This is a genomic window from Rhodobacteraceae bacterium S2214, assembly GCA_025141675.1.
Taxonomy (GTDB): domain Bacteria; phylum Pseudomonadota; class Alphaproteobacteria; order Rhodobacterales; family Rhodobacteraceae; genus Yoonia.
Genome location: CP081161.1, coordinates 918,489 through 935,358 on the forward strand (window position 1 = coordinate 918,489; position 16,870 = coordinate 935,358).

The following is a 16,870-nucleotide window of genomic DNA, read 5'->3' on the forward strand; positions in this document are numbered from 1 at the left end:
GAAAAAGAGTCTCAGGGGCTATAAAGCGGGCGGGCTTTGGGTGCAATCTATGCGAGGTCAGTGGATTGTTGCTTTGCCAATGCTTTTTGTGTGCGCACCTGCTGGATGGCGAGATGTGCCAAAAATATCGATAAGGCGACACACAGGACGCCGGGCAGACCAAAAAGCACACGCGCGCTCTGGCCGGATTCCATGAGAATATCGTTAGCACCCATAGGGATGAGGATAAACGCGGGAATAAGAAATAGACCGGAGAGAATGAACAGTGCAGCCGCCCGTGGTGATCGTGGCGCTTTATTTTGCATGATCCGGTTCAGATACCGCGCGGCCCAGAACGGCAGAACAGTTAGGCCAAGCAAAAAGATATATGCGGCCAACAGGGCCACAGGGTGTGCGGCATCCCAACTGACGATGACAGGAAGCAAAAACACCGAAACAAAGAGGAAAAGCATCAGTGCGATGGATGCCACAACGATGCACAACACAAATGCGATGCGCATCCTTCCCGACGTTTGTAGCGCGGTGTCAAAGGGTATCTGCTTGGACGCGGTGGGTTGATTTGGCAGTGTCACGACCACTTAATTGAACAACCCGTCGATGGTGTCTGCTTTTCAGGACCAAAACCGGTCTCGGCAATCTGTGTCATGCCTTCGACCAATTCAGGGATACGCCCCTTGGCATCGCCGCGCATGGGGACGTTATCCAGCCGGCCGCGATATTGCAGGCCATTCTCGGGATGATAGCCAAAGAAATCGGGGGTGCAGACGGCACCATATGCCTTGGCGACACTTTGATCTTCGTCCACCAGATAGGGGGCAGTCAGGCCGTAAACTTGGCCAAATTCGACCATACGTTCGGGACTATCGGCAGGATAATCGTCGTAATCATTCGACATGATACAGGCGATCCCGATTCCGGCGGCGCGCAGCGCGATCATATCCCCGACCAGCCGCGGCATCATGTCGATGACATAGGGGCAATGGTTGCAAATGAACGCAAGCAACAGCCCGTTTTCCCCCATCAAATCGTCCCGACTGTAGGCCGTGCCATCGGGGGTCATCAACGTAAACTCAGGGGCAGGCATCCCAAATTCGCAAACGGCGGTTTTCAACAACATCATGGTCTTCCTTTGTTCGTGATCAACTTAAAGTCACTGTGCGAAAAAACAAAGGGGTCAACGATTGCATCCGCGGGCACTTCCAGCAACTCTGGCGCAAACAAAAGAAAGAGACGACCAATGGACCACCGCAAACACACATTCCGCGACAGCGGCCAAGACCGTGAAGCCGTATCGCACACGCCAGTGACGCCGCAAACGCAGGCTCCGTCCTACAAATTGGCCTTCGCAGACGACGACTTCCTGTGCCGCGAAGATTTGCGGCCCGTGCGGTTGCAGTTGGAACTGCTGAAACCTGAATTGCTGATGGACGAAGCAGGCATCGAATCCACAATCGTTCTGTTCGGTGGTGCGCGTATTCCAGAGCCATCCAAAAAGGACACGGCGCGGACCAAAACGCTGGCTGATTTGTCGAAATACTACGAAGAAGCCCGCCGTTTTTCCGAACTGATGACGCGTAAGTCCTTGGAAACAGGCGGCCATGAGAACGTCATCGTCACAGGCGGCGGACCGGGCGTGATGGAAGCAGGCAACCGCGGCGCGCTTGATGCGGGCGGTAAATCAATTGGCCTGAACATCGTGCTGCCGTTCGAACAGGCGCCAAACGAATACGTGACGCCTGAATTGTGCTTTAACTTCCACTACTTCGCGATCCGCAAAATGCATTTCTTGATGCGGGCTGCTGCGATCACCGTTTTCCCGGGCGGGTTCGGAACGCTGGATGAGACGTTCGAGGCACTGACGCTGATCCAGACCGGTCGCATGGCACGGGTTCCATTCCTGTTGTTCGGAAAAGATTTCTGGGAAGGCATTATCAATTGGGACGCTCTGGCCGACGCCGGGACGATTTCCGCAGATGACCTTGAACTTTTCCGCTTCGTGGAAACTGCTGAAGAAGCAGTCGAAGCGTTGGAAAACTGGGAAGGCAAAGGCGAAAAGCGCGGCGAAATTCCGGGGCGGTAAGACCTGTTCACAGGTTTCTTTGCGAACTGAAACGAATTTTCAACAAATCACTGTCAAAAGGGCCTCATGAACTTGGGGCCCTTTGTATGAACATTAGACGCTGTGTCGTGACGTTGATTGTGTTGCTCGTGATGGCGGTGAACGCGCGGGCAGAGGTGACGCCGTTAATCGGCGGGCTCAACACAGGGCCGCTTGTGCAGGTCAACCGCGCATCAGGGCCGTCGTCTGGTGGGTCTAGTCTTTTCATCGGACAAAGCGGCAGCAGTCTTTTCGCGCCATACCCACAACGTCAAAAAGCACCGATCAGAGGGATACTCACGTCACAAACACCGCCAGAAGCCCGGTTATTGACTCTCATCGCGTCTGCAGAGGCGGGACCGGATGGCTACGATGCCGTGCAGCATGGTGCATCCCGCCGCCCGTCAAAACGCCCGACAGACATGACGATTGGTGAAATCTATGACTGGATCACGGCAACGCCGGGCCAACCGCATGCGATTGGACGGTATCAGTTCATCCCACCCACATTGCGAACACTTACGCGGCAGGCCGGATTCAATCGTCAAACGCCGTTCACACCTGCGGTGCAGGACGAACTGGCCGGAATCCTGTTGCAGGACGCAGGTCTCGCGCAATTCCAAGCAGGCGGAATCAGCCGCCACGCGTTCATGAACAACCTCGCCAAAATATGGGCAGGGCTGCCAACATCGTCCGGACGGTCATATTATCATGGCTACGCAGGCAATAGCGCGACCATGACCTGGGCACGCTATGACGCTGAAATGACGCGGATCTATCCCGGTTAATCCAGTGTCGCGACCTGCGCCATTGCGTAGTCGACGGCCCATTTCGCATCAATGCCGACAGCGACATCTACCTCTGGGCGGCTTGCATCTGCGACCGTATCGCCAACGTCATCACCGGACAGCACGACTTTGATGCCGGATTTCTCAAACGTGAACTTTTCCGGAAACAGACAGGCCAGCAGGGCGGTCGAATCGTGCATGGGACAGCCGTCAAACACGCCAACTGACCGGTAGAAGCCCAGATAAAAATTCGAAATATCGCGGACAAATCCACCAACTTTCGGCGATGTCACAGCCATCGCTTCAAAATCTTCAGGGGTCAGTAACGTTTGCATCGTCGCATCAAGGCCGACCATGACAATTGGCATCTCGGTCGCAAAAACAACGTCGGCGGCAGCGGCGTCGTGGTAAATATTGGCCTCTGCGTGTGGTGTGATGTTTCCGGGGACGGCATACGCGCCGCCCATAATCACGAGGCTTTTGACATTGGTGGCAAACGCCGGATCAAGCGCCAAGGCGTCCGCGATATTGGTCAGCGGCCCGATAGCACAAACCACCAATTCGCCCGCGTTTTCGGCAGCCATGCGCACCAAAAATGCGGCAGCGGTTTCGTCGATATTCTTGCCGATCTCCGGCACAGTTGTCAGCGCGCCCAGCCCTTCGTCACCATGCACATTCGCTGACGGGGTGTAGTCCGATGCGCCATATGGCAACGCGGCCCCTTCGGCCACGGGGCAGTCATAGCCCAGAAAATCCAACAAATACCGCGCATTGCGGCTGGATTGTTTTACAAACGTATTGCCGAAAATGGCAGTCAGACCCAGCAGCTCGACCTCTGGGATTGCAACAGCCAGTGCAATCGCGAGTGTGTCATCAACGCCGGGGTCTGTATCAATAATGAGTTTCATAAATCGTGCCTTGCCTCAGAAGCGAATTCGGCAGGGTAGATCACAGAGAATGGCGCGCTTCAAATCACAAAGTTAGCGACCTTGCGGCACTTCAAGATATTGCATCGGCGGGGCTGCCGGATCCTGAATTGCCTTGATGGCGGCCCTCGCGAGAAATTCGCCCGCCGTACCAACAGCTTCTGACAGCGTTATGATCTCCGAACGGAACAATTTCAGGAACGGAATCGCCTCTTTCGCGATGACATCAATGTCGGTTCCCAGCACCCGTTGCTTCTGTTCCAATGCAGAAACTGCCGCCATCGCCGCCGTCGTTGACGCAGTTGCAATGGCGTCGATTGTCGGGTCGCCGACAAGGGCTGCGTGAACGGCCGCAACGATCTTGGGAATGTCGTTATCGCTCGTCGCGCCTTCCACAACCGTCAGCTTGATGTCGAACCTTTCAGCGCAAGATCGCAAACCTGTCACCAGATGCTGGGCATAGCTCTGGGCCAACGGGGGGGCGACGACGATCACGTTCCGGCGCCCGCGAGCATGCAACGCTTCCATCGCCTGATACCCGAATGCGTGGTTATCGAAATCATAGTACGCGTGTTTATCGGCCCATTTACTGCGTCCATGCGTGGCAAACGGGAACCGTTTTTCCATCAAATAGGCCACGCGCGGGTCGTTTGGTTCGATCTGGTTCAGAATTACCGCGTCGGCAGAAGCGGTTTCAACGATATAGCGCACAGGCTTCATGAAATCGTCTTGGGGAAAGTACGGCATCACGTTCAAATGATACCGCGTGCCCTGCAATCCACCGGCCACAGACGAAATCAAACGCGCCGTGTGATTGTCATGTTCAGTCGACATAACAAGGCTGATTACGTTGGTTCGGCCCGTCCGCAGGCGCACGCCGGCACGGTTCGGAACATAACCGATTTCGGCTGCGATTTTACGGACTAACACCTTCGTATCGCTACCAATATCGGGGGCGTCGTTCAGCGCACGCGACACAGTTGGGACGGCTAGACCGCTCATCTGTGCAATAGTCTTCAACGTCGGCTTGCCGCCTGCAGGTAATGCGGCCTCAAGTGTCATTGGCGATTTGGTGCGTGCCATCGTGTTTCCTCCCCGTATCGCAACAGAATCCGGTGATTCTGTTTTATTCTCCGCGACCCTACTAGCCGCTTTTTTGTGCAATTCTAAGGTCTTGGTGAATAATTGCGTTGAACGTACCTACAATGAATTTTTATGTCTTGCTAGAACTATCTAAATCGATATAGAATTTTCTACAACGATTTAGAACCAGGGAGGAGAGAATCGTGAAGCTAACAACTAAACTCTTGGCGGCGACTGCAATGGTCAGCGCATCCGCAGCATCTGCGGTAGAACTTGAAGTGACGCATTGGTGGACATCTGGTGGCGAAGCTGCCGCTGTGTCCGAGTTTGCGAAAGCATTCAACGAAACAGAGCACACATGGGTCGACGGCGCGATCGCCGGATCCGGCGGTACTGCACGTCCAATCATTATTTCCCGTATCCTCGGCGGCGACCCAATGGGTGCGACACAGCTGAACCACGGTCGTCAGGCGGAAGAACTGATCGAAGCTGGTTTGCTGCTAGACCTGACAGACGTTGCTGAAGCTGGCGGTTGGACTGACATTGTTAACCCAACATCGCTTCTCGATTCCTGCACACTAGACGGTAAAATCTACTGTGTGCCAGTAAACATCCACTCTTGGCAGTGGCTGTGGTTGTCCCACGCTGCGTTTGAAAAAGCTGGCGTAGACGTCCCAACCGACTGGAACGAATACATCGCAGCTGCTGACGCACTGAAAGCCGCTGACGTGATCCCACTGGCGATGGGTAAGCAGGGTTGGCAGCAATCCGGTGCATTCGGCGTTATGGCCGTTGGTATCGCTGGTCAGGACGCATGGCTTGCTGTGAACCGTGACCACGACGAAAGCGTTGCGGCTGGTCCTGAGTACGCAAAAGTATTCGAAGCTGCTGCTGCTGCACGTGAACTGGCTGCTGACAGCAACGTTCAAGACTGGAACCAAGCGACAAACCTCGTGATCACTGGCCAAGCTGGCGCACAGATCATGGGCGACTGGGCACAGGGTGAATTCTCTGTTGCTGAAGCTGTTGCTGGCGAAGACTACTCCTGCTTGCCAGGTCTGGGTCTGAACGAAGTTCTGGATACAGGCGGCGACGCATTCTACTTCCCAGTGAACGACGATCCTGAAATCACAGCGGCCCAGAAAGAACTGGCTGCATTGTTGATCTCTCCTGAAGTTCAGGTGTCTTTCAACCTCGCCAAAGGCTCTTTGCCAGTGCGCGGTGACATCGATCTGTCTGCAGCCAACGACTGCATGCAGAAGGGTCTGGAAATCTTGGCATCTGGCGGCATCTTGCCATCCGGTGACATGAACAACTCTGCTGATACATCAACACAGATCGAAGATCTGATGGCTCAGTTCTGGTCTTCTGACATGTCCGCAGCCGATGCGCAGGCGAAATACGCCGACATCATCGCAGACGCTGACTAAGTCTTTCGATCAACCTCCCCGGTTCGGCGCGTCTGACGCGCCGGGCCGACCCGAAGACCCCACCCGACAACCTTTCCTAGATGGAGCCGACACGATGACCGTGGCCTCGGACCCCCCTGCACGTCCAGCAAAGCGACCAAGTCGCTTATTCCGCAACCCGATGGCCAAGATCGCGTCCATCCCAATGATCCTGACCGCCCTTGTGGTATTTGTCGGGGCGACGACGTGGACAGTCGTTTATTCTTTCACCGGCTCGCGCATGTTGCCCAAAACCAAATGGGTTGGCTTTGACCAGTATGAACGGCTGTGGGACACAGATCGGTGGTGGATTTCGATCACCAACCTCGGGATTTACGGCATCTGTTCGATGATCTTTACGTTGGTCGTAGGCTTTACGCTGGCGGCACTGCTAGACCGCAAAATCCGGTTCGAAAATGTGTTCCGGTCCATTTTCCTTTACCCTTTCGCGCTGTCATTCGTTGTGACGGGTCTTGCATGGCAGTGGATTTTGAACCCCGAATTCGGCATCCAATCTGTTGTGCGCGGCTGGGGCTGGGAAACGTTTACGTTCAACCCGCTCAATGACCCCAACACCGTGATGTTCGGTCTGCTGATCGCCGGTTTGTGGCAGGGCACAGGTCTTATCATGTGCATCATGCTCGCTGGTTTGCGCGGCATCGACGAAGACATCTGGAAAGCCTGCCGCGTTGACGGCATCGGCACCGTAAAGACTTACATCAAGGTCATCATCCCAATGATGCGCCCTGTGTTCATCACATCCTTGGTGTTGATCGCATCAGGTATCATCAAACTTTACGATCTTGTGGTCGCCCAAACGGGCGGTGGACCGGGCCTTAGTTCCGAAGTCCCCGCAAAATACGTGATCGAATATATGTTCCGCGCGCAGAACCTTGGACAGGGGTTTGCAGCCTCAACCATGATGCTGTGTTCCGTGATCATCATTCTTATCCCTTGGGCATACCTCGAATTCGGAGGGAAGAAACGTGGCTGATATGACAACCAACACAATGACCGGTCCACGCGGACCAAAACCGAAAAAAGCGTTCAGCCGGGGCAATATCTTCCTCTATGGCACGTTGATCATGGTCTCCATGTATTACCTGTTGCCGCTCTACGTGATGATCGTGACATCGCTGAAAGGCATGCCGGAAATCCGCCTTGGCAACGTGTTCGGGCCACCGATGGAAGTCACATTCCAGCCGTGGGTCAAAGCATGGGCCGAAGCCTGCACAGGCATCAATTGCGACGGTCTTTCGCGCGGATTTGGCAATTCGGTCCGCATCCTGATCCCTTCTGTTCTGCTGTCCATCACGATTGCGTCCATCAACGGCTACGCGCTGTCGAACTGGAAATTCAAAGGGTCAGAGGCGTTCTTTACCATCCTAATCATCGGGGCCTTCATCCCATACCAAACAATGCTGTATCCGATCGTGATCCTGCTGCGTGAAATCGGGCTGATGGGGTCCATCGGCGGACTTGTCCTTGTGCACACCATCTTCGGGATGCCCATTCTGACGCTGCTGTTCCGGAACTATTTTGCCTCGATCCCCGAGGAATTGTTCAAAGCGGCCCGCGTCGACGGTGCTGGGTTCTGGCGGATTTACTTCCAGATCATGTTGCCAATGGCGCTGCCGATCTTCGTGGTTGCGATCATTCTGCAGGTGACTGGTATCTGGAACGACTTCCTGTTTGGGGTCATCTACACCAAACCCGCGACGTATCCGATGACGGTCCAGCTCAATAACATCGTGAACTCGGTGCAGGGCATCAAGGAATACAACGTCAACATGGCGGCGACATTGCTCACCGGTATGGTTCCTCTCATCATCTATTTTGCCTCGGGCAAACTCTTCGTGCGCGGCATTGCCGCCGGCGCAGTCAAAGGCTGAAACCATGACAAATTCTGTAGAAATCAAAAACCTCGACCTCAGCTTTGGTGCTGTGAAAGTCTTGAAGAACCTCAACCTCGATATTCGTGACGGCGAATTCATCGTTCTGCTCGGGTCATCCGGCTGCGGCAAGTCAACGCTGTTGAACTGCATCGCGGGCCTGCTCGAAGTTACCGACGGCCAGATCTTCATCAAAGGCCAGAACGTCACTTGGGCGGAACCATCTGAACGCGGCATCGGCATGGTGTTCCAATCCTACGCGCTTTACCCGCAGATGACCGTGAAGGGGAACTTGTCCTTCGGTCTGAAAAACGCGCGCCTGCCAAAAGCCGAGATCGAAGAACGGGTGGCACGTGCCGCGTCTATACTTCAAATCGAGGCGTTGCTGGACCGTAAACCGGGCGCTTTGTCTGGTGGCCAACGTCAACGGGTCGCCATCGGTCGCGCTTTGGTGCGTGATGTGGATGTGTTCCTTTTCGACGAACCGCTGTCCAACCTCGACGCGAAATTGCGTGTTGATCTGCGTGTCGAATTGAAACGCCTGCACAATCAGCTGCAAAACACGATGATCTACGTGACCCACGATCAGGTCGAAGCGATGACATTGGCTGACCGGATTGCTGTCATGAAAGGCGGCAAGATCATGCAGCTTGGCACACCGGATGAAATCTACAACCAACCCAAGAACCTGTATGTGGCTGACTTTATCGGGTCACCGTCAATGAACTTCATCGAAGGGCACCTTGAAGACGGCGTGTTCAAAAAGGGTGAATTGACGCTGCCCATGACCGGTTACGCCTTTGCAAGCCCACAAGTCACGGATCGTCCAGTGACGATCGGTATCCGGCCCGAACATATCGTGACCGGCGAACTTGCCGCCAAAGCACCTGTGCAAATGGCTGTATCTGTCGATCTGGTGGAATCCATGGGGTCCGATACGTTGGTCTACGCAACGATGAACGGCGAACCCTTCCGCATCCGGATGGACGGGCAGGCAGTAATCAAATCAGGTGAAACGCTTGGCATCGGTATCGATCCGTCACGCGCATCCCTGTTCGACAATAAAGACGAGGCACGTCTGTAATATGGCTACACATCTCAACACCGACTGGATCCTTACGGACGGGTCCAGTGCCTACACTTGTCCAATTACGTTCCCTAACGATGGCATTTCGGCGTTGTACGACGCGGGACTGATTCCTGATCCTTACTTCGGCAAGAACGAACTTGATCTGCGGTGGATTTGCGAACGCGATTGGACTGCGACGCGGACGTTTGATTTGATCGATACCGACGTTGATCTGGTTTTGTCGCGCATGGATACAGTCGTGACCGTGCGGGTCAACGATGTGGTCGTGTTGGAAGCCCAGAACGCGTTCCGCGACTACCGCGTTGCACTTGGCGATGTAGCCAAATCTGGCGAAAACACCATCGCGATCACATTCCACAGTCCGGTGGACGCGGGCCGTGCATTGCAAGACGCACATGATTTCGAACTGCCAATTTCCAAAAACTGCCCGATCCCGTTCGGGAATTTCCTGCGCAAACCCGCCTGTGATTTCGGCTGGGATTGGAACATCGCGCTGGCTCCGTTTGGCATCTACGGCGACATCGCGTTGGAACCATCCAAAGCCGCCCGCATCGACACGTTGAATATCCATCAGGATCACAGCGGCGACGGCGTGCTTGTGACGGTTCAGGTGGCGACAACAAACCACGATGGCGCGGTGACGCTCGACTTTGACGGCCAGACCATCACGGGTACGGCGGTGCACGGGTTGTGCACGCTTAGTGCACGCGTATCACAACCGAAATTATGGTGGCCAGCAGGGCAGGGCGATCAACCGCTCTACGACCTGAAAATCACCGCAGGTGACGCGACAGCGACCCGCCGTCTTGGCCTACGCCAGATGGAATTGGTCACGGAAGAAGACGACGCAGGGCTTGGTTTCAAGTTCCGCGTGAACGGGCGCGATGTGTTCTGCAAAGGGGCCAACTGGATCCCCGCAGACGCGCTTGCTGGTCGCATCACGGACGACAAAACGCATGCGCTTCTGGTCTCCGCGAAAGAGGCCAACATGAACATGATCCGCGTTTGGGGCGGTGGCCGGTACGAACCAACATCGTTCTACGATAGCTGCGATGAACTCGGGCTTATGGTTTGGCAGGACTTCATGTTCGCCTGCAACCTCTACCCGTCTGATCGCGCTTACATCTCTGAAGTTAAAGCGGAAATTCGCGACAACGTCGCACGGATGCACCACCACGCCTGCCTTGCGGTCTGGTGTGGCGACAACGAACTCATCGGGGCGTTGGGCTGGTACGACTGTTCTATCAACGACCGCGACCGGTACTTGGTGAACTACGACCGTCTGAACCGCGCCATCGAAGATACGCTACTTGAAACCGACCCCCACGCGATCTGGTGGCCGTCATCACCATCACCCGGTCCGCTGAACTTTGGCGATGCGTGGCACGATGATGGATCAGGCGACATGCACTTCTGGTCGGTCTGGCACGAAGGCCGCGATTTTGACCACTACCGCGACGTAAGTCCTCGTTTTTGTTCGGAATTCGGGTTCCAGTCCTATCCCGGCATGAACGCCGTGCGTGACTTTACCGGCGAAGCGGACCGCAACATCGCGGCACCCGTTCTGGAAAGCCACCAGAAGAACGACGGCGGGAACGCGCGGATCGCAGAAACGATGTTCCGCTATTTCCGCTGGCCTGAGAAGTTCGAAGATTTCGTCTATCTCAGCCAAATCCAACAGGGCGTCGCGATCAAAACGGCCGTCACCCATTGGCGCACGCAAAAGCCGCGCTGCATGGGCACGATCATCTGGCAGCTGAACGATACGTGGCCCGTCTGTTCATGGGCGTCGCTGGACTACGGCGGGGACTGGAAACTGATGCACCACATGGCGCAAGCGTTCTACGCGGATGTCATGGTCACAGCCGTGCCCACGGGCGACACAATCACACTGCGCGGAACCAACGACGCACCTGCGTCAGTCGATGTTGCGGTGACGGCACAAGCTGTTGATATGGCTGGTGATCTGCGCCCGTTGGCGAAAGCAACTTCTACGATCTGGGATACATCCATTGATATGCTCAGCATGCCAGTAACCGATTTGAACGACGGCGAAATGCTGGTCGTATCGTGGAAAAGCGATCAGGGCGAAGGGCGCGAAATCTATACGCCGAAGCCGTACAAAACCTTCGATCTGCTCCCTGCGAACGTCGCCATGGACATCACGGGGAACACGATCACATTGACTGCACAGGGCCTGTCTTTGTTCACCTCGCTCGAGGCAGACACACAGGGACGTTTCTCTGACAACGCGTTTGACATGCTGCCCGGCGAAAGCCGGACCATCACATTCACGCCAAGCGACGCGTCTCAAACTCCAACCTTTACACTGCGCGATTTGCACAGTGCCACGACTGCCTAGAGGACATCGAATGACTCATATTTCTTACCAGCTTTATTGTTCGCGGAACTTCCCGCCGCTGTCTGAAACGTTGAAAATGCTGTCTGCAGCGGGCTTCAAAGAGGTCGAAGGATACGGCGCGCTTTTCGACGATGTGGATGCGGTGAAAGCGGCCTTCGAAGGCACAGACCTGAAGATGACAAGCAGCCACATCGGCCTTGATCTGATGGAAGGCGATCCTGCCAAAGCGATTGAAATCATTCGCGATTTCGGAATGCGGGCGGCGTTTGTACCGTATCTGCAAGAAGACGAACGGCCGACAGATACGGCTGGCTGGACTGCCTTTGGCGAACGGCTTGCCAAGATCAGCGAACCTTTCGTGGCGGCTGGGATCAAGTTCGGCTGGCACAACCACGACTTTGAATTGGTCGCGACCGAAACAGGTGAAATGCCGCTCGATCTGATGATGGCGGCGGCACCCGACATGATGCTGGAACTCGACCTTGGTTGGGTGAAGCGGGCGGGCGAAGATCCTGTCGCATGGATCAACAAATACGCAGGCCGTATCGCAGCGGTCCACATCAAAGACGTCGCACCTGCCGGCGAAAACGCGGATGAAGATGGTTGGGCTGACGTAGGTCATGGCACCATGGATTGGGCGGCGATCCACGCGGCTTTGCAAGCTGCGGGCGTGGATCACTACGTCGTTGAACACGACAATCCGTCTGACCACCAGCGCATGGCGACACGTAGCCTTGCCAGTGCGTCTAACTTCTAAGGAATTGATAATATGGCACAACTTGGTGTTGGCATCATCGGATGCGGGAATATCTCAAAGGCGTATTTGACACTAGCGCCGATCTTTAAATCGCTGAAACTGGTCGCGGTTGCGGACCTCAACATGGACAACGCAAACGCGCGTGCGGCTGAATTTGACGTGCGGGCGGACACGGTTGATGACATCCTAAAGGCGTCCGACGTCGATGTGATCGTAAACCTGACGATCCCGGATGCGCACTTCGCCGTGACCAAATCCGTTTTGGAAGCAGGCAAGCACGCCTACTCCGAAAAGCCATTGGTCTTGACATTGGAAGAAGGTCAAATCCTGCGCGATCTGGCAGCGTCGAAAAACCTGCGGGTCGGCTCTGCGCCTGACACGTTCCTTGGTGGTGCGCATCAGCAGGCACGCGCTGCAATCGATGGCGGCCAAACCGGCAAAATCATCGGCGGCACATGTCACGTCATGGGGCATGGGATGGAGGCATGGCATCCAAACCCTGATTTCTTTTTCAAACCTGGCGGTGGTCCGGTACTCGACATGGGGCCGTATTATGTCACCAACCTGATCCAATTGATCGGGCCCGTGAAATCGGTAGCCGCTTTGGCGAACAAAACCTTCCCGACACGCACAATCGGCAACGGCCCGCGCGATGGAGAAGTCATTCCGGTGGACGTCGCAACAAACATCCACGCGCTGCTGGAATTTGAAAACGGGGCCGCCGTGACGATGGGGGCCAGCTGGGACGTTTGGACCAATAAGCACACGAATATGGAGCTTTACGGCGAAGACGCATCAATCTTCGTGCCTGATCCGAACTTCTTTGGCGGTGACGTCGAAATCGGCGGGCAGGACCGTGACATCAAGGTGCTTGATGCGTGGGATCATCCGTTTGGTGTGAACAACTTCGAAGACAGCAGCAAAGCCAACTATCGCTGTGCGGGGCTAGCGGATATGGCCGCGGCCATCGCTGAAGGGCGTGACCACCGCTGTAATGTCGATGTCGCGGTGCATGCGACGGACGTCATGACAAGCATCCTGAAATCCGGCGAAGAACGCCGGTTCATCACGCTATCCACAACATGCGAACGCCCCGCAGCACTGTCACCGGATGAGGCGCGTGCGCTGTTGGCCTAAGACGCCTTCGACAGCTCAGATTCAGATTTCAGGACGGCGTCACCGTCGTCCTGTTTGATGTAGTAAGCGGGATTATCGCTATCCGCATCACGGGTGACCTCGGTGCCGCTGATCTTGCGCGTTACCTTTTCGGTGTAGGATTTTTCAACCTGACCAGTGCCGGTCCCGTTGCCCCAGTTCCATTCAACCTTGTCGCCTTTGTTATACTTGGTCATGCTGATCTCCTTTTCAGAAGGCACAACAGGATAAAGGGCGTCAGGTTCCGGTTTCAGCCGCGATTTGCGCTTTGGACTTACGGCCACGTTCGGTTTCAGACTTCAATTGACCACAGGCGGCCATGATATCTTCACCGCGTGGTCGGCGAACTGGGGACGAATAGCCCGCGTTATGAACAATATCAGCGAACTTGCGAATGCGGTTGTTTGATGACCGTTTGTACGGCGCACCGGGCCATTCGTTGAATGGGATCAGGTTGATCTTTGCGGGGATGCCGTCGATCAGTTTGACCAAGCGGTGCGCATCTTCGTCGCTGTCGTTCACACCGTCGAGCATGACATATTCGAACGTGATCCGCTCTGAATTGGATACCTTGGGGTAGCTGCGCAATGCGTCCAGCAGATCGGCCAAAGGCCAGCGTTTGTTGATCGGAACCAACTTATTGCGGACCTCATCGGTGGTGGCGTGGAACGAAATGGCCAACTGACAGCCGATTTCTTCGGCAGTGCGGGCAATCTCTGGAACCACACCAGACGTCGACAGCGTAATACGGCGGCGCGATAGCTGGATGCCATGCGGGTCCATCGCGATTTTCATCGCATCACGGACGCTTTCAAAGTTGTACAGCGGCTCGCCCATCCCCATCAAAACAATGTTCGACAAAAGGCGGGTGCGGTCGGCTTCGGTGCGGGTGCCGGGTTCCGGCCATTCGCCCAAATCGTCGCGGGCCACCATGACCTGTCCGATGATCTCGGCAGCAGTCAGATTGCGCACCAGTTTCTGTGTGCCCGTATGACAGAACGAACAGGTCAGCGTGCACCCGACCTGCGACGACACACATAGCGTGCCGCGATCCGTTTCGGGAATATAAACGATCTCAACCTCGTGGCCGCCAGCAATACGGACCAGATATTTGCGGGTACCATCTTCGGACACCTGACGGGTCACAACCTCTGGTACAGCCACAACAAATGTCTCGGCCAACATCGCGCGGTAATCTTTCGCGAGGTTCGTCATCTGTTCAAAGTCGCGAAAGCCCCAGTGGTAAATCCACTGCCAAATCTGGCCGACCCGCATCTTCGCCTGCTTCTCAGGCGTACCGGCAGCGATCAACGCATCACGCATCGCTTCACGTGTCATGCCGACAAGATTCGGCAAGCCACCGCCCGTATCTTTACGGGGGATCGTCAGCATATCAGGTGTAACAGGGGCCGTGGCGGTCATAGCAGAATCTCCAACATCTGGGCCTCATATAAACAACAAGCGCCGGTTTCCAATGAAAACCGACGCCTTATTTCTTTTGGTCGTAAATACCTCGGGGGTATGGGGGCTGGCCCCCATCCGGTTTTTCGCGAAAAATCGACTACCCCGCGCAGCGTCGTGCGGCTTCTTCAACTGCAGCGGTGAAGCCAAGCAGTGAAAACGTATCTTTTGTGACCGTGCCGCGACCAGACCGCGCTGTCATGCTGGCACCAGACCCGCGTTTCATCGCAGCAACGATTTTCGCGTCGTCTTCAGGTGTCGCAGGCCAAGCCCATTCGCCTTCGGTGAACAATTCAAACGTTGTGCCGCCGATATCCAGCGTTGCAGTTGATCCGCTCGCAAATGGATAACCGCCAGTAAAGGCGACTTGGCCTTGAACAGACGCACCCGGACGGTAGAAAACGAACAGCAGGATATCGCCACGGCGCACCTGCACGACGTTCCCGTCACGGCTGTTTACGGTTTCTTTTGGGGCCGATACACCCCAGCATTCGGTCGGGTTATCTTCGACAAACACGCTCCAATCGGTGTTTGCTGCGACCCGGTTTGACGATTCCTGTGCGCTGACGCTGCTGCTCGCGGCGATCAGGGCCGTTGCCGTCAGGATCCGTGCAAAATTCTTCATCATAGTGACAGCCTCCACGCTGTGATTGCCTCTGGATGCCCAACTCAGCCATCCGTGCATCTGGTGTGCACCTTTTCGGCTAGCGGGTCGTGTTTCAACTCGATAGGCATAGGGTTAGCAAAAAACTGCCCAGTTGGGAAAGCCCTAAAGGCCAACCACCTGGCGTTGTGACATGAGGGACGCAGATGACACACCCAGTAGACCTGATCGAAATTTGGCGGGGCGACATGATTGAATGCATGCACCAAGGCCATGCAGTCGTCTGCGATGCGTCCGGTCAGATCATTGACGCATGGGGTGATCCGGAAACTGTGATCTTCCCACGGTCGTCTTGTAAGATGCTGCAGGCGTTGCCGTTGGTCGAAAGTGGTGCTGCGGACTCCTTTGGGTTGACTGAAAAACAATTGGCTTTGTCCTGCGCGTCCCATGACGGGTCCTACATTCACACAGAAGCCGTTTCTGCATGGATCAAGGACCTTGGGCTGGCGGAACCGGATTTCCGCTGTGGCCCGCAGGTGCCCGGCGACAAGGACGTGCGCGATGATCTGATCCGCGCGGGCGACCAGCCTTGCCGCATCCACAATAATTGCTCGGGCAAACATTCCGGGTTCCTGACGCTGAACAAACATCTCGGCGCAGGGACCGAGTATACGCAGATCGACCATCCCGTGCAGCAAGCCTGCAAAGCGGTGTTCGAAGAGGTGACCCAAGAAACATCGCCCACGTACGGCATCGATGGTTGTTCCGCCCCGAATTTCGCCAGCACCCTGCACGGATTGGCGCGGTCTATGGCCTTCTTTGCATCGGCCCACACCCGCAGCGATACACGCTCATCTGCCGCCGCCCGCCTTGCGCAAGCGATGATGGCCTATCCCGAAATGGTCGCGGGCGAGACGCGTGCTTGTACCAATCTGATGCGGGCCATGGATGGCAAGGTTGCCGTGAAAACGGGCGCAGAAGGCGTGTTCATCGCGATTATTCCTGAAAAGCAGCTCGGCGTGGCACTGAAAATCACGGACGGCGCGACCCGCGCCAGCGAAGCCGCGATTGCGGCGATCCTTGTGAAGCTCGGCGTGCTGGATGCCAGCCACCCGACCGCCAAATCCCTGATGACACCTGATATTCGCAACTGGGACGGCCTTGTGACGGGCCGGATTTCCCCTGTTTCTGCACTGATTTAAGGAC

General features: G+C 55.7%; 17 protein-coding genes. 10 read left to right on the forward strand and 7 right to left on the reverse strand.

Features of this window, described 5'->3' with window-relative positions; all coding sequences use genetic code 11:
- Positions 1-47 precede the first annotated feature (47 nt).
- Positions 48-500, reverse strand: a complete 453-nt coding sequence (locus K3729_04485) for a hypothetical protein (protein ID UWR00041.1) — start codon at positions 498-500, stop codon at positions 48-50.
- A gap of 68 nt (positions 501-568) precedes the next feature.
- A complete protein-coding gene (locus K3729_04490; GenBank protein ID UWR00946.1) occupies positions 569-1,117 on the reverse strand; it encodes a thioredoxin family protein in 549 nt (182 codons plus the stop codon).
- Positions 1,118-1,237: 120 nt separating this feature from the next.
- On the opposite strand from K3729_04490, the gene K3729_04495 reads away from it, so the two are divergent.
- Together K3729_04495 and K3729_04500 are read left to right on the forward strand one after the other, a co-directional pair.
- The gene (locus K3729_04495) at positions 1,238-2,080 is read left to right on the forward strand and encodes an LOG family protein (protein ID UWR00042.1); all 843 of its coding nucleotides are present in this window, start codon (positions 1,238-1,240) and stop codon (positions 2,078-2,080) included.
- 86 nt (positions 2,081-2,166) lie between these two features.
- Positions 2,167-2,886, forward strand: a complete 720-nt coding sequence (locus K3729_04500; GenBank protein ID UWR00043.1) for a hypothetical protein — start codon at positions 2,167-2,169, stop codon at positions 2,884-2,886.
- Here the strand turns inward: K3729_04500 and K3729_04505 are convergent.
- Together K3729_04505 and K3729_04510 are read right to left on the reverse strand one after the other, a co-directional pair.
- Complete coding sequence (locus K3729_04505) at positions 2,883-3,794, reverse strand: nucleoside hydrolase (GenBank protein UWR00044.1); 912 nt, start codon at positions 3,792-3,794, stop codon at positions 2,883-2,885. The two genes, K3729_04500 and K3729_04505, sit on opposite strands and share 4 nt — an antisense overlap.
- A 72-nt stretch (positions 3,795-3,866) precedes the next feature.
- Positions 3,867-4,874, reverse strand: coding sequence for a LacI family transcriptional regulator (locus K3729_04510; protein UWR00947.1), 1,008 nt, complete (start codon positions 4,872-4,874; stop codon positions 3,867-3,869).
- Between the two features lie 224 nt (positions 4,875-5,098).
- On the opposite strand from K3729_04510, the gene K3729_04515 reads away from it, so the two are divergent.
- From K3729_04515 to K3729_04545, 7 genes are all read left to right on the forward strand, one after another.
- A complete protein-coding gene (locus K3729_04515; GenBank protein ID UWR00045.1) occupies positions 5,099-6,325 on the forward strand; it encodes an ABC transporter substrate-binding protein in 1,227 nt (408 codons plus the stop codon).
- 94 nt (positions 6,326-6,419) lie between these two features.
- Entirely contained in the window at positions 6,420-7,337 is a 918-nt protein-coding gene (locus K3729_04520; GenBank protein UWR00046.1) for a sugar ABC transporter permease, read from the forward strand.
- 1 nt (position 7,338) lies between these two features.
- On the forward strand, positions 7,339-8,235 hold the full coding sequence (locus K3729_04525; GenBank protein UWR00948.1) for a carbohydrate ABC transporter permease: 897 nt from the start codon (positions 7,339-7,341) through the stop codon (positions 8,233-8,235).
- 4 nt (positions 8,236-8,239) lie between these two features.
- On the forward strand, positions 8,240-9,319 hold the full coding sequence (locus K3729_04530) for an ABC transporter ATP-binding protein (GenBank protein ID UWR00047.1): 1,080 nt from the start codon (positions 8,240-8,242) through the stop codon (positions 9,317-9,319).
- Between the two features lies 1 nt (position 9,320).
- On the forward strand, positions 9,321-11,687 hold the full coding sequence (locus K3729_04535) for a glycoside hydrolase family 2 protein (GenBank protein UWR00048.1): 2,367 nt from the start codon (positions 9,321-9,323) through the stop codon (positions 11,685-11,687).
- A 10-nt stretch (positions 11,688-11,697) separates the two neighbouring features.
- Entirely contained in the window at positions 11,698-12,444 is a 747-nt protein-coding gene (locus tag K3729_04540; protein UWR00049.1) for a sugar phosphate isomerase/epimerase, read from the forward strand.
- Between the two features lie 12 nt (positions 12,445-12,456).
- Positions 12,457-13,581, forward strand: a complete 1,125-nt coding sequence (locus tag K3729_04545) for a Gfo/Idh/MocA family oxidoreductase (GenBank protein UWR00050.1) — start codon at positions 12,457-12,459, stop codon at positions 13,579-13,581.
- On the opposite strand, the gene K3729_04550 is transcribed toward K3729_04545, so the two are convergent.
- The 3 genes from K3729_04550 to K3729_04560 form a co-directional block, all read right to left on the reverse strand.
- Entirely contained in the window at positions 13,578-13,796 is a 219-nt protein-coding gene (locus K3729_04550; GenBank protein ID UWR00051.1) for a DUF2945 domain-containing protein, read from the reverse strand. The genes K3729_04545 and K3729_04550 overlap by 4 nt on opposite strands.
- A 40-nt stretch (positions 13,797-13,836) precedes the next feature.
- Complete coding sequence (rlmN, locus tag K3729_04555) at positions 13,837-15,021, reverse strand: 23S rRNA (adenine(2503)-C(2))-methyltransferase RlmN (protein UWR00052.1); 1,185 nt, start codon at positions 15,019-15,021, stop codon at positions 13,837-13,839.
- Positions 15,022-15,160: 139 nt separating this feature from the next.
- A complete protein-coding gene (locus K3729_04560; protein ID UWR00949.1) occupies positions 15,161-15,685 on the reverse strand; it encodes a hypothetical protein in 525 nt (174 codons plus the stop codon).
- 185 nt (positions 15,686-15,870) lie between these two features.
- Between K3729_04560 and K3729_04565 the strand changes: the two genes are divergently transcribed.
- Complete coding sequence (locus tag K3729_04565) at positions 15,871-16,866, forward strand: asparaginase (GenBank protein ID UWR00053.1); 996 nt, start codon at positions 15,871-15,873, stop codon at positions 16,864-16,866.
- The last annotated feature ends 4 nt before the right edge of the window (positions 16,867-16,870 follow it).

Bases quoted from the DNA above. Each gene is read 5' to 3' on its own strand.
- K3729_04485 (UWR00041.1), bottom strand. From the start codon at position 500: ATGCGCATCGCATTTGTGTTGTGCATCGTTGTGGCATCCATCGCACTG.
- K3729_04490 (UWR00946.1), bottom strand. From the start codon at position 1,117: ATGTTGTTGAAAACCGCCGTTTGCGAATTTGGGATGCCTGCCCCTGAG.
- K3729_04495 (UWR00042.1), top strand. From the start codon at position 1,238: ATGGACCACCGCAAACACACATTCCGCGACAGCGGCCAAGACCGTGAA.
- K3729_04500 (UWR00043.1), top strand. From the start codon at position 2,167: ATGAACATTAGACGCTGTGTCGTGACGTTGATTGTGTTGCTCGTGATG.
- K3729_04505 (UWR00044.1), bottom strand. From the start codon at position 3,794: ATGAAACTCATTATTGATACAGACCCCGGCGTTGATGACACACTCGCG.
- K3729_04510 (UWR00947.1), bottom strand. From the start codon at position 4,874: ATGACACTTGAGGCCGCATTACCTGCAGGCGGCAAGCCGACGTTGAAG.
- K3729_04520 (UWR00046.1), top strand. From the start codon at position 6,420: ATGACCGTGGCCTCGGACCCCCCTGCACGTCCAGCAAAGCGACCAAGT.
- K3729_04525 (UWR00948.1), top strand. From the start codon at position 7,339: ATGACAACCAACACAATGACCGGTCCACGCGGACCAAAACCGAAAAAA.
- K3729_04530 (UWR00047.1), top strand. From the start codon at position 8,240: ATGACAAATTCTGTAGAAATCAAAAACCTCGACCTCAGCTTTGGTGCT.
- K3729_04535 (UWR00048.1), top strand. From the start codon at position 9,321: ATGGCTACACATCTCAACACCGACTGGATCCTTACGGACGGGTCCAGT.
- K3729_04540 (UWR00049.1), top strand. From the start codon at position 11,698: ATGACTCATATTTCTTACCAGCTTTATTGTTCGCGGAACTTCCCGCCG.
- K3729_04545 (UWR00050.1), top strand. From the start codon at position 12,457: ATGGCACAACTTGGTGTTGGCATCATCGGATGCGGGAATATCTCAAAG.
- K3729_04550 (UWR00051.1), bottom strand. From the start codon at position 13,796: ATGACCAAGTATAACAAAGGCGACAAGGTTGAATGGAACTGGGGCAAC.
- rlmN (UWR00052.1), bottom strand. From the start codon at position 15,021: ATGACCGCCACGGCCCCTGTTACACCTGATATGCTGACGATCCCCCGT.
- K3729_04560 (UWR00949.1), bottom strand. From the start codon at position 15,685: ATGAAGAATTTTGCACGGATCCTGACGGCAACGGCCCTGATCGCCGCG.
- K3729_04565 (UWR00053.1), top strand. From the start codon at position 15,871: ATGACACACCCAGTAGACCTGATCGAAATTTGGCGGGGCGACATGATT.